Origin of the sequence: Paenibacillus sp. GXUN7292 (genome assembly GCF_050864975.1) — a bacterium.
In the GTDB taxonomy this organism is placed as follows: Bacteria; Bacillota; Bacilli; order Paenibacillales; family Paenibacillaceae; genus Pristimantibacillus.
Map to the genome: position 1 here is coordinate 109,362 of NZ_JBOZWO010000009.1, position 22,563 is coordinate 131,924.

General features: G+C 45.5%; 18 protein-coding genes. 3 read left to right on the top strand and 15 right to left on the bottom strand.

What is annotated here, in order from left to right; translation table 11 throughout:
* Positions 1-7: 7 nt before the first annotated feature.
* Together ACRRU2_RS10340 and ACRRU2_RS10345 are read left to right on the top strand one after the other, a co-directional pair.
* On the top strand, positions 8-1,411 hold the full coding sequence (locus ACRRU2_RS10340; protein WP_432501331.1) for an MBOAT family O-acyltransferase: 1,404 nt from the start codon (positions 8-10) through the stop codon (positions 1,409-1,411).
* Positions 1,412-1,428: 17 nt separating this feature from the next.
* On the top strand, positions 1,429-2,592 hold the full coding sequence (locus ACRRU2_RS10345; RefSeq protein WP_432501333.1) for a DHHW family protein: 1,164 nt from the start codon (positions 1,429-1,431) through the stop codon (positions 2,590-2,592).
* 46 nt (positions 2,593-2,638) lie between these two features.
* Here the strand turns inward: ACRRU2_RS10345 and ACRRU2_RS10350 are convergent, their stop codons facing one another.
* From ACRRU2_RS10350 to ACRRU2_RS10395, 10 genes are all read right to left on the bottom strand, one after another.
* Positions 2,639-4,207, bottom strand: a complete 1,569-nt coding sequence (locus ACRRU2_RS10350) for a DUF4127 family protein (RefSeq protein WP_432501335.1) — start codon at positions 4,205-4,207, stop codon at positions 2,639-2,641.
* Positions 4,208-4,224: 17 nt separating this feature from the next.
* On the bottom strand, positions 4,225-4,920 hold the full coding sequence (locus ACRRU2_RS10355; protein ID WP_432501338.1) for a hypothetical protein: 696 nt from the start codon (positions 4,918-4,920) through the stop codon (positions 4,225-4,227).
* 81 nt (positions 4,921-5,001) lie between these two features.
* Positions 5,002-6,579 carry an FAD-dependent oxidoreductase gene (locus ACRRU2_RS10360; RefSeq protein ID WP_432501341.1) on the bottom strand — a complete coding sequence of 526 codons (1,578 nt, stop codon included), beginning with the start codon at positions 6,577-6,579 and terminating at the stop codon, positions 5,002-5,004.
* A 146-nt stretch (positions 6,580-6,725) separates the two neighbouring features.
* Complete coding sequence (locus ACRRU2_RS10365; protein WP_432501343.1) at positions 6,726-8,264, bottom strand: extracellular solute-binding protein; 1,539 nt, start codon at positions 8,262-8,264, stop codon at positions 6,726-6,728.
* 109 nt (positions 8,265-8,373) lie between these two features.
* Positions 8,374-9,282 (bottom strand): carbohydrate ABC transporter permease, encoded by a 909-nt coding sequence (locus tag ACRRU2_RS10370; protein ID WP_331699703.1) that lies wholly within the window; start codon positions 9,280-9,282, stop codon positions 8,374-8,376.
* 13 nt (positions 9,283-9,295) lie between these two features.
* Complete coding sequence (locus ACRRU2_RS10375; protein WP_331699704.1) at positions 9,296-10,252, bottom strand: ABC transporter permease; 957 nt, start codon at positions 10,250-10,252, stop codon at positions 9,296-9,298.
* 130 nt (positions 10,253-10,382) lie between these two features.
* The gene (locus ACRRU2_RS10380; RefSeq protein ID WP_432501346.1) at positions 10,383-11,984 is read right to left on the bottom strand and encodes a response regulator transcription factor; all 1,602 of its coding nucleotides are present in this window, start codon (positions 11,982-11,984) and stop codon (positions 10,383-10,385) included.
* On the bottom strand, positions 11,981-13,819 hold the full coding sequence (locus ACRRU2_RS10385; RefSeq protein ID WP_432501348.1) for a sensor histidine kinase: 1,839 nt from the start codon (positions 13,817-13,819) through the stop codon (positions 11,981-11,983). Before ACRRU2_RS10385 ends, ACRRU2_RS10380 begins: the two co-directional genes overlap by 4 nt.
* Positions 13,820-14,036: 217 nt before the next feature.
* Positions 14,037-15,653, bottom strand: coding sequence for an S-layer homology domain-containing protein (locus tag ACRRU2_RS10390; RefSeq protein WP_432501350.1), 1,617 nt, complete (start codon positions 15,651-15,653; stop codon positions 14,037-14,039).
* 962 nt (positions 15,654-16,615) lie between these two features.
* Entirely contained in the window at positions 16,616-17,431 is an 816-nt protein-coding gene (locus tag ACRRU2_RS10395; RefSeq protein WP_331699709.1) for a TerC family protein, read from the bottom strand.
* A 366-nt stretch (positions 17,432-17,797) separates the two neighbouring features.
* Between ACRRU2_RS10395 and ACRRU2_RS10400 the strand changes: the two genes are divergently transcribed.
* Positions 17,798-18,118: a thioredoxin family protein gene (locus tag ACRRU2_RS10400; protein ID WP_331699710.1), complete on the top strand. Its 321-nt coding sequence runs from the start codon at positions 17,798-17,800 to the stop codon at positions 18,116-18,118.
* 34 nt (positions 18,119-18,152) lie between these two features.
* Here ACRRU2_RS10400 and nfsA read toward each other — a convergent pair whose 3' ends face one another.
* The 5 genes from nfsA to ACRRU2_RS10425 form a co-directional block, all read right to left on the bottom strand.
* Positions 18,153-18,896, bottom strand: a complete 744-nt coding sequence (nfsA, locus tag ACRRU2_RS10405; protein ID WP_432501352.1) for an oxygen-insensitive NADPH nitroreductase — start codon at positions 18,894-18,896, stop codon at positions 18,153-18,155.
* Between the two features lie 25 nt (positions 18,897-18,921).
* Entirely contained in the window at positions 18,922-20,127 is a 1,206-nt protein-coding gene (locus ACRRU2_RS10410) for an MFS transporter (protein ID WP_331699712.1), read from the bottom strand.
* A gap of 103 nt (positions 20,128-20,230) precedes the next feature.
* Positions 20,231-21,229, bottom strand: a complete 999-nt coding sequence (locus ACRRU2_RS10415) for an LLM class flavin-dependent oxidoreductase (protein ID WP_432501354.1) — start codon at positions 21,227-21,229, stop codon at positions 20,231-20,233.
* 1 nt (position 21,230) lies between these two features.
* Positions 21,231-21,668, bottom strand: coding sequence for an Rrf2 family transcriptional regulator (locus ACRRU2_RS10420; RefSeq protein WP_331699714.1), 438 nt, complete (start codon positions 21,666-21,668; stop codon positions 21,231-21,233).
* A 70-nt stretch (positions 21,669-21,738) separates the two neighbouring features.
* Positions 21,739-22,497: a DUF4184 family protein gene (locus tag ACRRU2_RS10425; protein WP_432501357.1), complete on the bottom strand. Its 759-nt coding sequence runs from the start codon at positions 22,495-22,497 to the stop codon at positions 21,739-21,741.
* Positions 22,498-22,563 lie beyond the last annotated feature (66 nt).

Here is a 22,563-nt window from a genome sequence, read left to right on the forward strand (position 1 = left end):
AGGCCACATGGTCTTTAGCAGCCTATTATTTTTGTTTCTGTTTTTGCCAGCCGTATTGCTGGTATACTATGTCTCTCCCAAGCGCTTGAAAAATCTGGTGCTGCTGCTTGCAAGCCTTGTATTTTATGCTTGGGGAGAGCCTGTCTATATTCTGCTGATGCTATTTGCTACGATCGGCGATTATGTATTCGGATTGCTTCTGAGCAGTCCAAAGCATAGCCCTTTGCGCAGAAAGCTTATCGTCGCTGCATCAATAGCAATTAATCTGGGCGTGCTTGGCTTTTTCAAGTACGCCGATTTTTTAATCAGTAATTTGAACAGCCTGCTGGGAACTTCCATGCCTCTGCTTGATTTGCCGCTGCCGATCGGCATATCCTTCTATACATTCCAATCGATTTCCTACATTATCGATGTGTACCGCAGAGATGCAGAGGCTCAGCGCAATTGGCTTGATTTTGCTGCTTATATTTCACTCTTTCCGCAGCTTGTTGCCGGGCCAATCGTACAGTACACAACGATTGCGAAGCAATTGTGCGATCGCACAATCGGGCATTCCATGTTTGCAGAAGGCGTACGCAGATTTATTATCGGACTTGCCAAAAAAGTGCTGCTCGCCAACAATATCGGCCTGTTATGGGATCAAATATCTTCACAGCCCACTGGCAGTTTGACGGTGCTTATGGCCTGGCTCGGTATAATCGCTTTTGCATTCCAGATATATTTCGACTTCAGCGGCTATTCGGACATGGCTATCGGACTTGGGCTAATGTTAGGTTTTCGTTTCAATGAAAACTTCAATTATCCTTATATATCGCAAAGCATTACGGAGTTTTGGCGGCGCTGGCATATTTCGCTCGGAACATGGTTTCGCGACTATGTTTATATCCCGCTGGGAGGCAACAGAAATGGCCTGCTCAAGCAGCTGCGCAACATTGCCATCGTCTGGATGCTGACTGGAATTTGGCATGGCGCAAGCTGGAACTTTTTGTTATGGGGCGTTTATTTCGGCATTATCCTTATATTTGAAAAATGGTTTATACTGCGGTTTTTGCAAGCATCGCCAGCTTGGATAAGGCATAGCTACGCTTTGCTGCTCATCTTATTCGGATGGGTGCTGTTCGCGTTAGAATCACTGCCTGATATCGCTGCATATTTTACAGCGATGTTTGGCGGCAACAGCATGCCATTATGGAACGATGCCGCACTGTATGAATGGTATACAAACGCCATCTTGCTGCTGCTGCTCATCGCAGCGTCTATCCCAATCAGCAAAGCAAAGCTGCTCGTTAATCGGGCAAGCTCAGCTTCCGTTCAAGCAGCTGGACTTATTTGGCACTTGTTATTGCTGTTAGCTTCAATTGCTTATTTGGTTGATGCTTCATTCAATCCGTTTCTATACTTCAGGTTTTAGGCAAGGAGGCTCCAGACATGTCATCAACAAATAGAACGATCAGCAAGCTGTACACATGGAGCTTCATTTCTATTCTAAGCGCCTTATGTCTCCTGTTCATGCTGCTGCCCAAAAGCTTTTTCTCCGAGCTGGAAAATCGCAGCCTGCAGGCGGTGCCGCAATTTACATGGAAAAAGCTGTTTGACGGTTCGTTCACAAAGGATGCTGAAACCTATGTAACCGACCATTTTCCATTTCGCGACCAATGGGTGCAAAGCAAATCTGTTATGGAGCAGATCAGGCTGCAGTCAGAAAACAACGGTATCTACCGCGGCAAGGACGGCTATCTATTCGAGAAGCTGGAGGAGCCAGATTACGGCAAACTGACGCAATACACCGATGCTGTCAATCAATTTGCAAGCCGGTATCCAAGCCAAAATATAACGTTTTTGCTAGCCCCGACCTCTATCGGTCTTTACTCTGACAAGCTGCCTTTACTTGCGCAATCCTATTCTCAGCAGCTGATTCATCAATTTATCGGACAACAGGTTGAGCATAGCTTAAGCTGGCTTGACGGCTTCACCTTTCTGGAGCCAATGAAAAATAGCGACAAGCCGCTTTATTATAAAACAGATCATCACTGGACGACCTACGGCGCCTATTTGGCCTATAAAGCTTATGCGGAGCAAATGGGCTGGAAGCCGCTTGAGGAGGACCAGTTCCAAATCAATACGGTAACCAACAGCTTTCTTGGAAGCTTTCATACGAGAAGCTTGTTCAGCGGAGTAAAGCCTGATTCTATTCAAATCTATGAACCTAAACAAACGATAAACAAAGAGCTGTACATCGCAGATACAGATACGACGAGCAGCTCCTTGTATGATCCTTCCTATTTGGATAAAAAAGATAAATACTCCTACTTTCAAGGCGGAGTTCATGCGCTTATGCAAATCAGATCCGATCTTGCGGAGCAGCAGACTGATCTTGACAAGCTGCTCATTGTGAAAGACTCCTATGCTCACAGCATGCTGCCATTTCTGACCGATCATGTGCGCGAGCTGCATGTGATCGATATCCGCTATTACAACGGCAGCATTAGCGGCTATATGCAAGAGCACCAAATTAATGATGCTCTGCTTTTATTCAATAGCACTACATTTGCATCGGAGCAAAATATCTTAAAGCTGAAATATCAAGGATAAACGGCTCCGCCGTCCTTTAGACAGGCGTGTTTTTAAAAAATCCATCCTATTTCAGCTTTACCTCTACACGTACGTCAATTTCAAACGTGCGGTTCCAGGGCAGCTGTACGAAGGTTAACTCTGCGTCAATCCATTCCCTGCAGCCGGCTGCTGCGGAGGCTTGCTGTGCCTCGAGCAGCCGCTGCTTCACAGCTGCAAACAGATCATTCATACGCAGAACTGCTTGTTCATTGACAACCTCGTAATCCGACTCCAAGTTCCATGGGCTAACCGACGTATGTTTCGTTACCCAATCGTTTACCTGATCCCTTACCTTCGCTTGATATCCCCATTCATCCATTAGCCGTGACATTAAAAAAGAATAATGTGCATGATCAGCTTCTTTACTATTTTCGCCGTCATCCTTATCATTAAGCGTTCGTGCTACAGCATGGGCTATACAAGTTCCCAGCGCATTGCCGGCTGTATTCCATCCCGCATAACCGCTCAATTGGGTAAATAGCCGCTCATCCAATAAATATTGGATAAGCTCTATATCCGCTGTATTAGGCAGCCCGACATCTGCTATTGCAACCCTGCGTCCTGCTGACAAATCATACTTTACCTTCTCTACCAGATCCGTCAGCATATGGCGTGAATCAAAGAAGGCTGTTCTAAGCCCGCTGGCAGGCATGCTTGCGTGGTTCATTGGAGCGCTCACAGATAAAATAAAATCAGCCTCATTCGGCGTCTCCACCACTATAGCCCCCGCCGCCCATAAATGCAGCTTTACGCTCTCATTAATTGGTCTGTCCTCATACGGAGCAACAGCAAGCTTAGCAGACTCGGACGTAAATTGCGGATACACCTTAATCCGCTTTTGCTGCAGGTTCTGCAGCAATCTTGCAAGCAGCGTCTGCGCGGCTTCATCCGCCCCAGGGTATATCATCGTCTTAGCCTGAACGCTGCGTTCATAAATATAACGCTGCAGCTCATACTGCTCCGATACATGCAGGCCTACAGGACTGGCATCCTCTTGTGTTATCGTTAAAAAATCAATCGCCCCGGACGCTGCCCAGTCAATCAGAAGCTTATGAATATGCATGTTTCGCTCGCGAGCTTTAAAAAAATCGGACAGCACTTCCTCAGGAATCTGCTCCTTAACCCGCTTGAATGGCTCTTCCAGCCCTGTTTCCTTAAGCCGATTAATGCGATCATGCAGCTGACAGTATTCAAAAACCAGCTGTAAATACTGAGCAAATTGCGCATTTTTGCCTGTAATGCCGATACGCATCAGCACGCTTGAAACATAAATGGGCTTTGCAGGATAGCGCGTTTTGATGTCACGCAGCACATCCAGTGTCCGCAGCGCATCTTCCAATGTTCTATCGTGCGTACGTGAAGCGATCAATCCTCCGTAGGCAAGCTGATCCGCCGATACAACAATCCCATCTGCCTCCTCGGCTGCAGAACGAAGCCAACTGCTAACCGCCTCGCAGCTTCCGGGCTCCGTAAATTTACCAAGCAGCTCGATCTGCGGCGTAACTAGCTTTGCACCGGCAATATTGGCGATTAACTGAGGAAACTGCTGGCAGCATGGGCGGCTGTCCAGCGGAAGAAGCGCTATTTTCCACATTTGAGTCACTCTCCTGTTTAACCTGCTAGTCTATCAAGCTCTTGCCGCATTTTTTTCGTTGCTTCGTATATCGATTGCGCCTCCGTACCGGTTACAATTGCTCCGATCATTACGCCTTGAACGCCGGCCGTTTGCAGCGCTGCCAAATCATGCACCTCAATTTTGCGCTGGCTTGGCACAACTACCGGCTTGCCTGCCAGCTCTGTCAAATGACGATAGTTTAGCAAATCATGAATGGACAAGGATGTTCCGTATTCCTCGCCCGGTATGATGGAAGCTTCCAGAACCTCAATAGGCATACTTCTGAAGGAAGCTATCAATTGATCGGTATAATTGTTATCTACCGCCAGCATTCTGTTCAACCTGCGCTCAGAGCATAGCCATCCGGGAGCATGCTTTGTGTATAAGGATATGAAGTCAAAGCCCGCTTCAGCCAGCCGGTCCACTTCCTCTTTAGTCACTTTATGCAGCGCGTCTCCTACAACAGCTCCTAACGGGCCGCTAAATGAATTAACCATTTGCCCTATGAGCTCCTTATAATGATCCACAGATAAAAAATGATTGCCGCTTGCCCGATGATCAACATTGAAATGAATTTTAATCGAATCTGCCCCGCCTTCAACTGCCGCTTGGAATACTTCATAATTATTAGACGGTAAGCTTACGATCAGTGACATTTCCTTCTTTTGCAGCATTTGTACTAACTTAGTCATAGTGTCTTCCCTTCCTGTTCATTTATTTAAAACATTTCATTAGCAATAGCTGTCTCTATGATAGTAAAGCTATGCCAACTCTTACAACTGTATATCATCCGGCCAATGAATCTCAACGCCATACTGCTGAATTATCGCTTGAAAAGCTTGCAGATGCTGCTTGTTCTCTCTAACCTCTCGGGGCGTAATCCGATTTTTGACCGCATAAGCAGCCAAGCAGCCTGCCGCCTCGCCTATATTCCATTCTGTTGGATGCAGACGATAGCAGCCATTTGCTATTTGTGTCGTACCGATATTTTTGCAGGCAGGCAGCAAATTTTTCACGCGTACTGGCAGCATGGCGCCAAGCGGCAGCTCATACGGATAAGTAGGAATATAGAAGCTGCGATACGTCCTCGTCGTATGATGCAGATCCAGATGATAGCTGCCGACGCCGACACTGTCCTCATAACGCTTGATTCCGAGCTCTTTTCGCTCCTCTATACTGACATCCGTTTCTGTAATTGTATACATCGCTTTAATCCGTCGCGACTCGCGGATGTACGGATACTTGGCCAATCCGTCTTCCGTGCCAAGCACATCTTTACGCAGCCTTAGACCGGGATACCCTTTGCCGCCGTCTGGACGGGGCGCTTCTGTTTGCAGCCAGTATACGAGCGACAAGCTCAGCTGCTTGGCTCCATGCAAATGCTTTTCTCTTTCCTCCTGAGACACCTCATAGATCGGACCTAGGAAATAATCATTTTGCGCCCAATTAATAAGTGTTATATCACTTTCATACAGCCCTGCAAACAAATCCTTATCTATAATTCTTCGATATGTCCATAAAGGCATTTCCTCGCCTTCCTCAGGCATAAAAGTAAACTTTCTTATTTGATCTGATTTATTAATATCCTGCACAAACCAGCTCAACAGCGGATAGGTCGAAAAGCTCGGCATATATTGGCGCCAAAAATCATATTGCTCCGGCTTTTCAATAATATTATCCGCGCCCTCCTTATAATCGAGCGCAAATACATAAGTAAATGCTTGCATGTCGAGCGGATCGGCAGCTTCGACAGCATGCGGCTCACCCGTCTCGCTTTTGGCTTCGGCTCCGGTTACATATTCCGCGCCAACGAGCGGAAGTAAATCCCCGCATTCCGTAGCGTCCAAAAAGTAAGCCCCTGTCAGCCTCAACACCTCTTCAGAGACGATATTCTTCACCTGCACCCATTCAATGGCGTCAGACGCAGTTGAAGCTGATTCAGGCACATAGCCATATAAAACAGTGATTCTGCCGCTGCTTATATAAGGAGCAAGCATATCCTCGATAATTTGCAGCGCAACCCGCGGCTCGTGACAAATGCGGCTAACCCAGCCATTGCCGGGATTGAGCCGTTCATCCTCCAATGCCTCTTTCGTCATCGGATAATTATTCTTATAGTAGCTTCGCACACGGTCGCGGAATTCCCGGTATGTCCGGGTGCAGCCAAAGCTTTCGATCCAGCGATGCTCATCTGGCGGCACCGCCTGGCTTGTCAGCTGGCCGCCCAGCCAATCGGTCTCCTCCGTCATGATGACTCGCATCCCCATGCTGGCAGCGGCAAGAGCCGCTGTGCAGCCGCCTGTTCCGCCGCCTAATATGACAACATCTGCTTCCAACTCGCTTTTTTTCATTTTTCAAACCACCTTTACAATAGAATGAAGCTGTTCCTATATTCAAGTGTAACACTTTCAACTATGGTATTCGATACATTGAATCTTGCTCTCCGTTACAGCCAGAGCCCGCAGCAGCTTGCTGCGGGCTCCATAGGCCTGCTTATTTATTTTGTTGTAGCATACCAATCATTGGCTGCCTTCATCATTTCATCCCCGCCGTCAGCTCTCCATTGCTGTACAAACTTATCGTAGTTGCTGATTGGCTCTGCTCCAGTAATAAACTTAATAAACTCATCCTCCACAAATTTGTGAAGCTTCAGCTTATGCTTGGAAACATCAGCGATTGGCGGAGCAAATGTTAAAGCATCGTAGTAAATTATGCCCTTCGCATTTTCCTGCATCGTTTCATAATAAGTTTGTACGAATGGATTTTTGCGTACACGCGCCTGCCAATAGGTTGGATATTTCTCTTCATCGATTCCTGTTAACAGATCGCTCGCAAAGTTCCATTCATCCTCAAAAATAGGAAGGATCGGGTAGTATTTACCGTCCTCAAACTTATGATGCTTGCCTTCTTCTCCAATCGCAAGCTTTTTGAACGTTGCTTCTTCAAATTTCATATCCAGATATTTGATCGCTTCTTCTTTATTAGGCGCCCACTTCGGAATAACGATAAAGTTCGAAATACCGCCTGAAGCCATCGCGCCTGCTTTGCCGCTTGCGTCCTTCATTGGAGGCAGTATGCCGATTATAGCATTCGGATTGCTGGATGACATTGCATTATTAATATTTGCCGCATTCCACCAGCCTTCACGCAGCATAAAGGCCTGGCCGCTTGAGAATCTTTCGATAAGAATGTTTGCCTGATTAATCGCCCACTCCGGATCAAGCAAGCCATCTGTATACAACTGATTCATAAACGTTAAGTATTCGACTGTTTTCGGGTCTTCTACCATATGAATAATCTTATCGCCTGCCACATTGAATTGTTGGCCTATGCCATAATTCCAACCCATAGCAGAACCAATTTCACCTTGGAAAGGGTCCTTGCCGCCCGTCAAAGGAATAACCTTTTTCTTTGCTTTAATTTCTTTCAGCACATTGACCAGCTCATCCAAATTCGTCGGAGCCTGCAAGCTCAGCTCATCCAGCCAATCCTGCCTGTATAATAAGGCAGTGCCGACAGACAAGCCGCTCGCTGAGGACTCAGGGATCGCCAGTATTTGCCCATTCATCTTCGCGCCGTTCCAAGTATTTTCACTAATCACATTTTTCATATTCGTTCCATGCTTTTCAATCAGCTCATCCAGCGGCTCTAGTGCTCCTGACGAAGCCAGGTGAGCGAATTGAGTGGGATTCACCTTCACAAAATCATAAGGCTCTTGATTAGCCATTAGAAGATTTAATTTTTCATCGGCATTTTCTACCGGCAGCATATCATATTTGACTTCATAGCCAGTAGCTTCTCTTAAAAAATCAGAAACAACATAACTGTTAGGATCAAAGCGGTTGTAAGGCATAAGCTGGCGCAGCACAGGTTTTTCCTTATTTTCTGCAGGCGTTTCACTAGCAGGTGTATTATTGCTTGGAGATGGCGATGGCGAGCTGGAGCTGCCACCCTCTTTGCCGCCTCCGCTGCTGCAGCCAATAATTAATGACAGGATCATAATGATGGATATTGAAGTCATAATTGCTTTTTTCATATCTCTACCTACCTCCCTATTGTAAATGAAAAATTATAACCACTGCATAATTCCCATTCCCTGGCATCCTTCCGCCTTCTCCCTCACCTCCTGCTGAAATTTACATGCTTTAACCCTTCACGGAACCGATTAGAACGCCTTTGACAAAATACTTTTGCAAAAATGGATAGACGATTAAGATTGGCAGCGTCGCCAAAATAATGGAGGCCGCCTGGATCGACTGCGGCGATGCATTCATCGCAGCCTCGACATTTATTTGATTGCCGCTTCTTAGGAAGGCATCGCTCGATGTAACGAACAGCTCCTTCAAGTACAGCTGCAGCGGCTTTAAGCTTGGCGAGTTAATATAAATTAAAGATGCGAAATAATCATTCCAAAATTGCACTGCGTAAAATAGCGCGATTGTCGCAAGCACGGGCAGCGAAAGCGGGATCGTAATGCGCCATAGAATGGTCAGGTTGGAGGCACCGTCCAATTTGGCCGATTCCTCCAGGCTATCCGGCAAATTTTCGAAATAGCTTTTAATAATGAGCATATTGTAGACGCTGATCATCGCGGGCAGAAACAATACCGGCAGCTGGTCAACCAATCCGATGCTGCGCATAAGCAAGTAAGTAGGAATCAAGCCGCCGCTAAACAGCATCGTAAAAATATACATGATGATAAAAAATGTTCTGCCGCGCAGCCTCACCTTTGATAATGGATACGCTGCCAATGCAGTCATAAATAAAGCAAGCAGCGTTCCGACAACGGTAATAAAGACAGAGACCTTTAATGCATTGAGGAACATGGCATTGCTCGCCACGTATTTATAGGTGCCGAATTGGATATCAACAGGAAGTAAATTGACCCTGCCCGATAACACTGCCGCTTCGCTGCTTAGCGATTTCGCAATCAGATTGATAAAAGGAAACAGCGTCGTCAGACTGAAAAGAATGAAAAAAGTATAGTTGAACACAGAAAATATTTTTTCTCCGACAGAATCTTTAATAGCATTTGAGCCTGTTACTGCTTTCATAATTGATACCCCCTTACCAAATGCCGCGCTGCAAATATTTTCTGCTCAAGTAATTGCCTGTAATAATGAGGAAAAAGGCGATGATCGATTCAAACAATCCGACTGCGGTAGAAAAGCTGTAATTTTGCTCCCCGAGTCCGACACGGTACACATAAGTGCCTATTACGTCTGCCACCTTGTACACGCTCGGATTGTACATGACGAGAATTTGCTCGGTGCCTGCTTCCAGAATCGCGCCAAGCCTCAATATAAACATCAGGGCAATAATCGGAATAAGGCCCGGCAATGTAATGTGGAACGTCTGCCTCCATTTATTAGCCCCGTCGATTTTGGCCGCCTCATACAACTGCGGATCGATGCCAGCCATCGCAGCCAAATAGATGATCGAGTTCCACCCGATCTCCTTCCAGCCGGCAGAGGTGATCAGCAGGGAGCGGAATATGTCATTGTCCAGAAAAAAGCGAATCGGCTCTCCGCCCAGCGACACGATCAGCTTATTGACTAGCCCGCCATTTACGGAAAGCAGGTCAATGAATAAACCGCTTACAATAACCCAAGAAAGAAAATGTGGCAAATAGACGATCGTTTGGACGGTCCGCTTGAAAATAGCTTTTCTCAGCTCATTCATCATAATGGCGATAATAATCGGCAGCGGGAACAAAAATACGATTTTATAAATCGAAATAATGAGTGTGTTGCGGAATACTTGCATAAAGCCTGATGAAGTAAACAATCTTTCAAAATGCTTAAGACCGACCCATGCGCTTTCCGCCATGCCTTGAAAAATATTAAAATCTTTAAAAGCGATTATGATACCATACATTGGCGTGTACTTGAACAGCAGCAAAAATGCGATACCAGGAATTAATGCAATATATAAATCCCAATCTTTCCTTATATCTACCAGCAATTGCTTTATAAATTTTCCGAATTTAGAGCGGTTGGGTCCGACCTGGTGCACGGACTTCATAGTGTGTTCCCCCCAATCAAGTTGTTCGTAGCATCCAATCTGTGATCATTGTAAGATGTTTGGCACTAAAGTAGTAGGCGGCTATCATTACCTTTTCTGGTATTCTCATTTCCTTTTTTCAAAAAGAATGTCATTGTTTAACTTCGCCCGGTGTCACACCCCAATATTTGCGGAATACTTTTGTAAAATAGCTGACGTCCCGATAACCGACTCCATAGGCCGCATCATATACTTTAGCTCCCTGCTGCAGCAGCTGCTTGGCGCGCTCCATTTTATGCTCCAGCACATAAGCAGAAAACGTTTTTCCCGTTTCTTGCTTGAACAAGCGGCTTAAATAAGAAGAATTTACAAAAAGCCGGTCTGCTACTGTATGCAGCGTTAATTCTGTATCCAGCTCCTTCTCGATCATTTGTAAAATTTGCTTCACGATTTGATTGCTGACTGCTTGGCGCTGATACTGCACATGCGCCATAATCTGCTTGACCGCTCTCTGCAGCCAGGAATATATTTGCTCTTTGGTCGCAAGCTGATGATGATTGTACAAATAATCAAAATCTGCTCCAAGCACCTCCTTGAGCCGCCACCCCTGCTGCAAAATTACTTTAGTCAGCATGCTGCTGAAATAAAGCACCTGCTCCTGCACATCATCAATCGTTTCCGCCTTATCCAGCCCATGCTCCCATAATTGCAATAAGAGCTCCCCTGCCTGCGGCTCATCGCCCGTTTCAACCGCAATCTCAAATCTTTTCTCCAGATTCGGCAAAATAGACAGCTCGGCCATGCTTCTCTTCTGCTCCCGATAAGGGATCGCAATATTATGGCCGTATATGACTCTGCTTTGCAAAGCGCGTATCGCTTGGGCATAAGTAAGATGAAGCTGGGTCAACCGGCAAGTATCGCCGCAAATTCCTGCGCTCGCGGTTAGTTTCAAGCATTCTTTTACTTTCGACAGCAGCTTGGCAACCGTTACATTCACATGGAGCATCATATATTGAGCATCTTCAGACTGCGGGCTGCTGAAAATAAGTACAGTAAAGCCCTCCGGCGCCGTAAATACCCAAACATTATTTTCTTGCTCCAAAATTTCCTCGACGATACTGTGCAGTGTAAATTGAAGCAGCGGCCCGTCATCGCAGCCAAAACGCATTTCATCATCCGGCAGCGGATCCATATCCAGCACAACGGCCGCATATTGATCATCTGCAGACAACCGAATATGCAGCTCGCTGCTGTACTTTTTAATTTCCCACTCCGTATATTTGCCGCTTGTCCAATTACGGAAAAAATTGTTTTGCAAATGCGGCAGCTGCTGTCTCCACTTTTGCTGCAGCGCCGCCTGATTATGCAGCTGATCCAGCTGTCTGCGCAGCTGCCCGGCTGCATCCAGCACCGATTCCAAAATTTCCGTATCACCGGCAGGCTTTAGCAAATATTTCATAACGCCAATTTCAAGCGCTGATTGCGCAAACGAGAAATTATCATGCCCGCTTAAAATAATAATTTTAACCATTGCATCTATCGCCAGTATTTCACGCGCGAGCGTGATGCCGTCCATCTCTGGAATATGGATGTCCAGCAATACAATATCAGGCTTCTTAAGGCGGTACATTTCCAAAGCCTCATACCCTCGCCCAGCCAGGCCTATAACTTCAATGCCATGCTCCTCCCAAGCGATATTATTTGCCAAGCTTGTTCTTAAGCGAATTTCATCCTCAACAATCATTAAGTTCATGCTTCCTTCACCCCATGCTGCTTATTTTTAAGCGGTTGCAAATTAAAGGATTCCTGGCAATGCTCCAGCGGCAGCTTAAGCTCGATCGTCGTTCCGCTTCCTTCCGTGCTGTCTATGCTAAGCTCTGCCTTATTGCCATAAAACAATTTGATGCGCGAAAAAACGTTGCGCAGCCCATAAACGTCTTGCGCATTGTCTTCCAAAAAGGAGAATGGGCCGACAGAAAAGTCGGACAGCCGGTCAAGCTGCTCGCGAATATAATCCATCCTTTCTTTTTCAATGCCAATTCCGTTATCCTCAACAGTAAGTACTAGAAATGCATCTTCCAGCCTGCTGGATATCCACAAGTGGCCGTCTGTTTTACTTTCCAGCCCATACAATATCGCATTCTCCACCAATGGCTGCAGAAGCAGCTTCAAAATATGGACAGATTTGCTTTCCTCCTGGAGCTCGTAGCTTACCGAGAAGGACTCGAGGAACCGCAGCTGCTGCACCCGTATGTAGAAATGAAGATGCTCAATCGTTTCCTCCACCGAAAAAGTTTCGCGGCCTTTGCTTAAACTAAGTCTGAAAAACCGCGACAGGTTAAGCACCATTTCACTAATTTCAGCCGCTTCATAGTTTTTGGCTGTCCAATAAATCGAATCGAGCGTATTGTACAAAAAATGCGGATTAATTTGCGACTGTAAAAATTTCAGTTCGGCATTGGCTAGCCGCAGCTGCTGTTCATAATGATTTTCGATCAAATTTCTTTGATCCTCGACCATTTTATTGAATGTGCGCGTCAAGTAGCCTATCTCATCAATCCGCTTATTTTCAAGGCGAACATTTAAGTTACCGCTCCCAAAAGAGTTCATTCCTTTCCATAATCTTTGAATCGGATAAGCGATGCCCGAATAAACCGCCCATGAAATTAAAAGCGCAAGAATGACACTGACCCCGATAATGATATAGGTGAATAATCTCGTTTCGTTAATTTCGCGGAACAGCTCTTTCTCGCTCTGATACAGCTTCAGTGTCCATTTATAGTGGCGTGAGTCAGCTTTTACGGTAAATACTCCGGGTATAGACTCTTCCATATGAACGATTTTCGAGCCGTATATGCCAGTTCCGACGACAAGCTCTTGCTTGTTCGTATACAAATTGATTTGTGCATTCGGAGAAGGCAGCAGCGAGCCGATAAGATCGAGCAGCTTCTTCTTGTTCAATGACATAATAAGTAAATTGGGCTCTCTGCTGGGATTGTTCAGATCCATCACTCGAATAAGCGAAATGCTGTCTGTGTTCATCACAGCACCAAAGGTAGTCTCCTCAGAGAGCTGATAATCCGGCATAATGTACATAATGCCCGTCCCATAATTAGAAGCTAAGTTTCGCAAATTATCGAGCACTTGCTTGTTTTCGAGCTTTTTGCCGCCATGATTCGTTGTAAGCAGCATATGCGAACCGGAATGGAACAGGGAAACCTGAGAAACCATATGGTTAATGGAAGTAATCCCCGCCAATTCCTTCATCACATCGGAAAACATAATGTACGAAAGCGCATCCAAATCTGGACTAACTTGATTAATCTTTTTCAGAATTTCATTGTCAGTAGTCGTCAGTGTCGATATTTCCTCCACATTTTGCAAAGTGACGTCAATATAATCCATCGACGAAGCAAGGGCAGCCTTCGTTGTTTCGATGGTGCGCTCCAGCAATATGCTCTGTGATCTAAAGTTGACATACAAGCTGACAATAACTAAGGGCAGCAGTATTAGCAAAAAGTAAATCGTCAACCGGAGCTGAATCTTACGCGCATATTTTTGATGCAGCCATAAAAAGAATCGTTTCATAACGCCTCCTTGCAGCATAAGAAGATGCCGCCAAATTAATATTGTCACTCGTCATATTTCATGCAGGTATAAAGGAGAAAACTTCCACCTGTCACTATATATTAAGGTGAAAACCTCTACCTGTACCTATATTTTAATGAATTTCCTGAAAAAAACTATAATTGAATCGTTTTGTTGCACAAAAAAAGACTGCCGGCTATTTCAGCAGTCTTTATAATTAAAAATTATAACGATAAAATTTCTCAGCATTCCTCAAACCGGCCCATATTTCTTCACTTTCTCCGCCTATGTACCAGTAAGCTGTGCCTGCAAGGCTTTTATCCTCCACCAGCTTATATTTAGCGGCCAGCGAGCGGCCTTCCTCCAGCCAAATCCGGTGCCCGGCTGCAAATTTCGTATAACTGACAACGTATTGCGCTAACTCCGCATCCCATACAGGCTTAAGCGAGTAGGCTCTGACCAGCGCATTTTGCTCAGCAATCGTCAAATAAGCAGAAGACAACGCAGCGCCGTCTGGTTTTAACGTCCAATCACGATTATAAAAAGGCAGGGCAAGTATGACCTTAGCGTTAGATACTGTCTTGAGAAGCTTTTCAATGGCATGCTTGACGTAAGGAAGCGACGCATTCGGACCTGCTTTGGGACTTCCGCCATAATGCTCATCGTATCCCATCATGACGATATAATCCGCCTGCTTGCCAAGTGCGGCATAATCGAATGCTTCCGTCCAGTCGGTCCCCAAATCAGGCGACACATCAACAGACAGGACCGCCTTGAGCGCATCCAGCCTTTCCGCTAATTGCGTAACAAATGCCGTTAATGCCGGACCATCCTTCGGCGCTACATTTTCAAAATCGATATTCAAGCCGTCCAGTCCATATCGGCTCACCAGCTCCGCTAATTGATCAATTAAATGATTGCTTGCTGCTGAATTCGTCAATATTTGATGCGTTAGAGCCTGATCCGACCGGTTGCCAACCATTGCCCAAATCTGTTTATCGCTTTTTTTTGCCCATGCGATAAGCTCAGGATCTGTTTGATCAAGCACAGCGCCTGTCTTTTCTATGAAATACCAGCGGGGGGTTAGTGTGTTTACATTAGACATAGAAAGGTTCTCAATATATTGCCCGGTCGTTTGTCCGTATTGCCAGCCTATCGTAATTTTTTTATCCGGCTTTTTGTCCAGCTCCTTCACCCATTTGTCTTTCTGCAGCACACGATCAATAAGTACTGCTGTTTCTTCCCTCGTTATAGGTTCAACCGGTCTGAAATTGCCTTTATTATCGCCTTTCATTAATCCCAGCTTATAGACTGAAGCAGCAGCTGCGCTGGCCCAGTCAGCAATTAGGCTGCCATCGCCAAAAACAGTTGACCCAATGGGGGTGTTTCCCGCCTGCTTAAGCGCTCTTGCTATCCATACAGCAGCCTCTTGGCGCGTAACCGGCTTCTCCGGCGCAAAAGCTGCAGCGGATTTTCCGGCTGCCAGTTCAAGCTGAACAGCCGCTTGTACCCACCCGTAATACCAAGCACTCTGCTTGACATCAGCATAAGCATTAATTGGAGTTTCCACTGGCTCAAGCTTTAGCAAGCGATTCAGCACTGCGATAAATTCAGCTCTTGTTATCGATCTGGCCGGCGAAAAGCTGGAGGGCGATGTGCCCGCCAATATTTTTTTATTATATAAATCTATAATTTCATTCTTCGCATAGCTCGTACTAATATCGTCAAAAGGCAGCGCCTTTTCAGCGACAGCAGCCGCAATCGGATAAAATATATTTGCAGCACACAAAATAAGTGCCGTTTTTACTATTAAACGATTAAAATTGTTTTTCATAAAAACCAGATCCTCCTTGCCGCCAACCTACGAATCATATCAAAAATTCATCCAAACATCATCGTAAAAATATTGGCAGCAAGCAAGTCTATCGCCTACTATAGTTTTCTTGCTTTGATAACAAAAGTTACAGGCAGCATCTAGGGGTGCCACTGCGATCAAAATTGGGATTCCGACCGCTGTTGTAGTCCAATTTTTTTGATGAAATAACCCCTGTAAAGGATAAAATTGGCCTACAAAGGCGGACGCTACCGCTTCTCCATTCCCAATCTTGCTCTCCGTTTCCCCTTTCTCATTGCTTATCAATAGTTGCACAGAATGAATCGACAGTCTTCTGAAAAGCGCTATTTCAATGAATCGACAACCTCGCTAGATGGTCAGTCGTTCCGCTATTTGGCCCAAAATCACCATTTTGAGGAGGTAAAGTGACAGACGTTCCGCTATTGGTAAATAAATCGAAGAAAAAGTCCTATTTAGAGCCGAATAGAGGAATGTGTGTCCGCGTAATTAAAAAAATGGCGGTTTTTAGGCAAATAACGGAACGTGTGACCATGTACATTCATTTTGGGCAACATTTGGTAAGCAAAAGAAGGGAACGGAGAGCAAGTTTGGGCATCATTCACAATGAATGGACAATCTCGCCAGCTTCGTTAGAAAAATACTTTTTCAACAGCTTGATAAAATGCATTTAGATTACTTTTTTCACCCAGAGACTAAGCTATCTTCAAGTGATTCTTCGTAAACTTCAATTTAAATATACAATAAATTAAATATACAACAAATACACGAAATTGTTGCAACAGAACCTGATCGCGTAAAGTTTATAATTGCTGTTGAAGGCTAGCATCTATCAAGGAGAGTATGTTCATGAAAAAAAAGCTGACCAGTACGCATCTAGAGGACAAGCCCCGATGGCAGCTGATCAGCTTATTATGGAAGCAGCTATTAAATCATTCTAATTGCTACTTGGAGGAAGATGTAGTAGATGAAGATGACGAAGCAGTAGTAACTGCCGCAGCCTTCTCCTTATCACTGGATAAAAACCAGCCGCATGCGCCGATCAATACCAGAACGATATAGAAGGATGCTTTCCAAGCTGTAGAATGTGCAAATTCCGCAGGGATTACACCTAGCGCAGGATGCGACAACGTATATACAGCTAGCTTCACGCCTACCCAGCCAACGATTGCAAAGGCAGCAATTTCAAGCCCCGGTCTGCGTTCAAGCAGGTTGACGAACACATTGGCAGCAAATCGCATAATCAATAGCCCAATAAAGCCGCCCAAGAAAATAACAAGGAAATGTCCGCCATTCATGCCGCCAATATTAGGCAGCGGAGCAGCAGGCAATACAACGGCAAGCGCAACTGCAGCCAGGATTGAATCGACCGCAAAAGCAATATCGGCTACTTCTACTTTAATAACGGTCATCCAGAAGCCGCTGCCTTTTTTCTCACCCGGCTTATCTTTAGCGCCGGATTCTTTTTTCTTGAATACCACTTTTCTAAATATATGATTGAAGGCCATGAACAATAAGTACAGCGCACCTATCGCTTGAACCTGCCATACATCAACTAAGTACGAAATAGCAAACAACGATCCGAATCGAAATACAAATGCTCCCGCCAGGCCATAAAATAAAGCCTTTTTCCTTTCTTTTTCAGGCAAATGCTTAACCATAATAGCAAGCACTAATGCGTTGTCCGCTGCCAGCAAGCCCTCCAATACGATAAGTACGAGCAAAACCCAGCCATACTCGAGCCATAGCCCTAAATCCATGTTTGTTCCTCCTAATAAATGATGATTTCTAGTTATCACACATTACCATTTCTAATATCCCAGTTCCGGAAAACAGAAAAGACCTTTGCCTAAATAGGCAAAGGTCTCGCAAACAACGTCAAGCGTTGCCAATAAAGCCGGAGAAAATTCTCGTCATGACGACTTTATTGTAGCAGCTACTCCCCTTTGGAGTGTGTGATAATATGAAATTGATATTGTGTCTACAACATGCTTATACGCGGGTGCCTCACAATAGTTTCACTTTTTTTTAAAAAAAGTTTATAGTCTTTAATAACCCGATTATTTCAATATCAACCACATATTTTATATATATTAGTTTTCATTCTTTTTTAGGAGTGTTTTTTTATGTCTATCGAAGAACTGCAGCAAGCAGCCATTATATCGCTTATCGAGCAAGCTGACAGCAGCTTCGCACTGTTGTTTTATACGCCCTTCTGCGGAACCTGCGGTGTTGCGGAACGCATGCTGAGCATCGTTCAGGCAGCCGGTGTTCCCCAGCCCATTTATAAAACCAATATAAACTATACTCCGCTCCTGCGCGAGCAGTTCAAAGTGACGAGTGTGCCTTGCTTGCTGCTGTTCAAAGCGGGCAAGCAGGTAAAAACGATTTACGCAGTGCAATCGGTAGATTACTTGTACAAGCAGCTGCAGCAAACTTTGGAATAATGACAGAGTGCAGCAGGGATAGCACACGATCACTTTAACGTTTCATAAAGCCCCGCTCCTGCAAGAAGCTCTTCATATGAAGCCGGACAGGCTCGTTCAGGCGCTTGCTCATTTGCACAGACCACGGTACGCTCGTTTTCCCATTGCTGCGTGCTAATAAATAAGCTGAAGAAGCTTGATCATAAGGTGCAATACCGCTTGTGACCTGCTGCTTGTCATAGCTGTTATGCTGCAGAACACTGCTCAGCGGCAGACGCGGCCTTAGCATCGGCTCCTGATCAGGATAGCCGATGCACATGCCGAACAAAGGATAGACCAGCTCAGGCAGCTGCAGCTCCTTGGCTACAGCATCAATATGATTGCGAATGCCGCCAATAAAAACGACGCCAAGCCCGAGCGACTCCGCAGCAACGGCAGCATTTTGAGCTGCCAGCGCCGTATCAACTGTTGCTACAATTAAATTTTCAACAGAATCGGCGTATTGATCCGCTTTTCGGCTATGAAGCGCAGCCGCTTCGGATAAACGATACAAATCTGCGCACCATACTAGAAACACCGGACTTTCCGCTATATAAGCCTGATTGCCTGCCAGCTCCATAAGCTTCGCTCTTTTTTGCGCATCGCTAATTGAAATTATGCTGTATGCCTGAACATTGCTCGAAGTGGATGCCATTTGCCCTGCGCTAATAATGCTTTCCACCATTTGTTCAGATACAGGCTCAGCCGTAAATTTTCGAATCGAACGATGCTTCATTAACTGCTCGATGATCTGATTCATCCCTGCACCTTCCTTGCTGCGTAGACTACGATGCTACAGTAGCCGATTGTTTTTTCACCTTAATCCGGGACATCGATAGGAACAAACTCAACACAAGAACAGCTGCCCCAAGCAAATATGGAGCGTTAATATCTACATCATAGATCGTGCCTGCAACTGCCGGTCCAAGAATATTGCCAAGGCTCATGTAAGCATTATTCATGCCTGCTACAAAGCCCTGCTCCTCGCCAGCTGATTTGGATAGCAGCGTATTGATTGCCGGGCGCATAATCGAGGTAAGCGTGAAAAATATCGTTGTAATGATCAGTATAAAGTAGAAGTTGCCTGTTATCAGCATAAGCACAAGCGATACTGCTGAAAGTAGAAACGTCCAGTTAATAAGCGCCTTTTCACCGAAACGGTTAATTAGCTTGCCGATATATATCGATTGAATAATAACGCCCGCCAGAGCGCCTACTGTAATAATGATCGAGATTTGTCTCGTCGTATAACCGAACTTGGCATCTACAAATAGCGGAAATATCGCTTCAAAGTTAATTAATCCGAACGTAAGTGTAAATACAAGCACGAGTAAAATAAAGTAAGAGGACTTTGTAGATCTTGCGAATTGCTTCAAAATATTTTCTCTTTTTTCTTTCATCGCTCTTGCAGCAGTCCGCGCTTCCATGGAAAGGGATTCCGGCACCAGAAGAAGCGAGCCGAGCATCGCAACAGCGCCTGCTCCTGCCGAAACGTAGAATGGCGCACGAACGCCAAGCTCTGCAAGAAAGCCGCCCACGCCAGGACCGACCACGAAACCTAGCGACATTGCTGCGCCTAGCAATCCAAGACCTCTGCCTCGCTGTTCCTCTGTCGTAATGTCAGCCACATAAGCCAGCATAGCCGGCACCATAGCGGCAGCGCCCACCCCGCCTATTAAGCGTGATACATACAGCCATGAAACATGATCTGCCATAGCAAATACCAAATTTGAGATTGTAAACAATACAAGCCCTGTTACAATCATCAGCTTGCGTCCGTATTTATCGGACAGCTCTCCAGCAATTGGAGAACAAATAAACTGAGTAATTCCAAATGCGGCTATAAGGTAGCCGGCTGTTTTGCCGCCAGCATTGAACTCGCGCAAAAACTCCGGAATTACTGGAATAATTAGTCCAATGCCAAGCATGGCAATGAACATGTTGACCATTAACAGCAGCATTCTGCTGTTATTGCTTTTTGACAGTGTCATCGTTTCTCCATCCTATTCTATTGTCAAATTTTCTCTATCTCTATATAGTTGGGGCGGCTTTGTATTTTATACCGATTAATTACTTACCTACTTACTTGCTTACTTACATCAGCTGTGAAATTATTTCGTAGGAACGCAATCTGGCTTGATGATTATAAATATAACTGGACACCATAATCTCATCCGCTTTGGTCGCTTCTATAAACTGTGCCAGCTTCTCCCTTACCGTTTCCTTGCTTCCAATAATAGAAGAGCCTAGCTGATGCTCAAGCGCAATCTTCTCCTGCTCGCTCCAGACTTCATCCATATTGCGCACTGGAGGAGGCACAGGCGCTCTGTTGTTGCGTATAAAGCCCAAAAACAATTGCTGCATGGAGGTTGCAAGATATTGCGCCTCCTCGTCTGTTTCGGCAGCAATCACATTTACTGCTACCATACCGTAGGGCTTATCCAGCACGCCGGCCTTGAAATTGCTGCGGTACAAGTTCATCGCAGGCACTGTAAAGTTAGGCGAGAAATGTCCTGCAAAAGCAAATGGCATACCAAGCTGAGCGGACAGCATCGCGCTAAAATCGCTCGATCCAAGCAGCCAGATCGGCACTTCCGCCCCTTCGCCAGGAATCGCTCTTACTGCAGGTACATATTCATTGCGGCTCGGATCAAAATAAGCCCTTAATTTCTCCAGCTGCTCTGGAAAATCATGACCATTCGAGCCGCGGCTGCCTCTAAGCGCGGCTGCGGTCAAATGATCCGTGCCCGGCGCGCGTCCAAGCCCCAGATCGATCCGGCCTGGATAGAGCGCATCCAGCGTGCCAAACTGCTCGGCAATAACTAGCGGCGCATGGTTTGGCAGCATGATGCCGCCTGCTCCTACACGGATCGTATTCGTTCCGCTTGCCACATGGGCGATTACAACTGACGTAGCGGAGCTCGCAATATTAGGCGCATTATGATGCTCAGCCAGCCAGAAGCGATTATAGCCCCAGCCTTCTGCATGCTGCGCCAGATCAAGCGTATTTTGCAGCGATTGCTTAACGGAGCCTCCTTCTACTATAGGAGACACGTCCAATATTGATAATGGAACTTTCATATTGTTCGACATTTTATTCACCTTCATGCTGCTGTTGGCACAGCTTCAATCGATTGATCACTGTGCTTAGCGTACTTTTTTCCAAATAAGCTACATAATGCTGTTCAGCCTCCGTAAAGAACTGGTCCATGACATGCTGCATATTCGCGGAAATAACACATTCCTCTTCCGGGTTTCCTGAGCACCAATGCGGCTTCAAGGTACCTTCAGACATCGTTCTGTAAATATCAGCCAGCGTTAAAATATCCGGATCGCAGTTAAGCATATAACCTCCGCCGATCCCTTCCTTCGTCTTAACGAAGCCCTTCTCTCGAAGCGAGCCCATAACTTTGCGAATTCTGGTCGGATTAGTTGCTACATTGCGAGCGATATAATCGCTGCTGGCCATTCGTTCCGGCAAATAAGCGAGCAATGCCAAGCTGTGCACAGCTACAGTAAATTCGCTATTCAAATTATCCCCCTCTTCCCACGCAAGGATACTGTGATTTTATTTCATACAGTTATAAATGTCAATGTTCTTCTTAGCGAAATTTATACACAATTGATGCTGCCAGCACACCTAGCATAAACCCGCTTATTGGTGCTACAACTAATATTCCAATTATATTTGCGCTGCTTGTCAGCAGCAGCTTCATTCCCGTTACGGCGAGCATAGCGGTAAAAACGAGCAGCCAATACACCCGTTTCTCCTTTGTGGTTACAGCCTGCACAGCTTGCCGTTCCTGCCCGTTCAGCCTGTCCGGCTGTTTAGTGAATAAAGCCAGCAATATAACCGCCTCTGCTGCCAAGCCTAACAAGGATAAACCGCGCTGCAGCCACTTGTATACAGGAATGCCTCCATATATTTGCTCTAAAAATGGGATCTGCGTTACGAAAAAACCATGCTTGTGTGTAAAAGCATCAACTAGAATATGAGTTAAAAAACCGATGCTCACTGAAGCGAAAAAAATAAAAAGCTTTGCAAGCGAGCGTAAATTCCAGCTATTATTCAATGCGATACGATAGAGCTTGCTATTGATGCCGCCCCAATCGGGCAAATGCAAAGCAGCAGTCCCCTTCACTATTTTATGAAACAAAAGAGCAAATAATAGGCATAGCGGAAATGCTTGCAGCAGCAAGCCCTGCCAAGTGTGACCGATGCTTTGAAAAGGCTCCAGTGCAATAAAATACTCAAAGTCAGGCGACATGCTGCCCAGAATTAATCCCGTTATGCTCAAATAGCGAGGCTTGACCAGCTTAAGCGGCGCAGCAAATATAGGATGCGAGAAAGTGAACGGCATTGCAGTAAGCTCCCTTCAAATGTATAGTATACTATTACTATCACTCCTAAATGTTAAAGAGGGATG

Bases quoted from the DNA above. Each gene is read 5' to 3' on its own strand.
- ACRRU2_RS10340 (WP_432501331.1), top strand. From the start codon at position 8: ATGGTCTTTAGCAGCCTATTATTTTTGTTTCTGTTTTTGCCAGCCGTA.
- ACRRU2_RS10345 (WP_432501333.1), top strand. From the start codon at position 1,429: ATGTCATCAACAAATAGAACGATCAGCAAGCTGTACACATGGAGCTTC.
- ACRRU2_RS10350 (WP_432501335.1), bottom strand. From the start codon at position 4,207: ATGTGGAAAATAGCGCTTCTTCCGCTGGACAGCCGCCCATGCTGCCAG.
- ACRRU2_RS10355 (WP_432501338.1), bottom strand. From the start codon at position 4,920: ATGACTAAGTTAGTACAAATGCTGCAAAAGAAGGAAATGTCACTGATC.
- ACRRU2_RS10360 (WP_432501341.1), bottom strand. From the start codon at position 6,579: ATGAAAAAAAGCGAGTTGGAAGCAGATGTTGTCATATTAGGCGGCGGA.
- ACRRU2_RS10365 (WP_432501343.1), bottom strand. From the start codon at position 8,264: ATGAAAAAAGCAATTATGACTTCAATATCCATCATTATGATCCTGTCA.
- ACRRU2_RS10370 (WP_331699703.1), bottom strand. From the start codon at position 9,282: ATGAAAGCAGTAACAGGCTCAAATGCTATTAAAGATTCTGTCGGAGAA.
- ACRRU2_RS10375 (WP_331699704.1), bottom strand. From the start codon at position 10,252: ATGAAGTCCGTGCACCAGGTCGGACCCAACCGCTCTAAATTCGGAAAA.
- ACRRU2_RS10380 (WP_432501346.1), bottom strand. From the start codon at position 11,984: ATGAACTTAATGATTGTTGAGGATGAAATTCGCTTAAGAACAAGCTTG.
- ACRRU2_RS10385 (WP_432501348.1), bottom strand. From the start codon at position 13,819: ATGAAACGATTCTTTTTATGGCTGCATCAAAAATATGCGCGTAAGATT.
- ACRRU2_RS10390 (WP_432501350.1), bottom strand. From the start codon at position 15,653: ATGAAAAACAATTTTAATCGTTTAATAGTAAAAACGGCACTTATTTTG.
- ACRRU2_RS10395 (WP_331699709.1), bottom strand. From the start codon at position 17,431: ATGGATTTAGGGCTATGGCTCGAGTATGGCTGGGTTTTGCTCGTACTT.
- ACRRU2_RS10400 (WP_331699710.1), top strand. From the start codon at position 17,798: ATGTCTATCGAAGAACTGCAGCAAGCAGCCATTATATCGCTTATCGAG.
- nfsA (WP_432501352.1), bottom strand. From the start codon at position 18,896: ATGAATCAGATCATCGAGCAGTTAATGAAGCATCGTTCGATTCGAAAA.
- ACRRU2_RS10410 (WP_331699712.1), bottom strand. From the start codon at position 20,127: ATGACACTGTCAAAAAGCAATAACAGCAGAATGCTGCTGTTAATGGTC.
- ACRRU2_RS10415 (WP_432501354.1), bottom strand. From the start codon at position 21,229: ATGTCGAACAATATGAAAGTTCCATTATCAATATTGGACGTGTCTCCT.
- ACRRU2_RS10425 (WP_432501357.1), bottom strand. From the start codon at position 22,497: ATGCCGTTCACTTTCTCGCATCCTATATTTGCTGCGCCGCTTAAGCTG.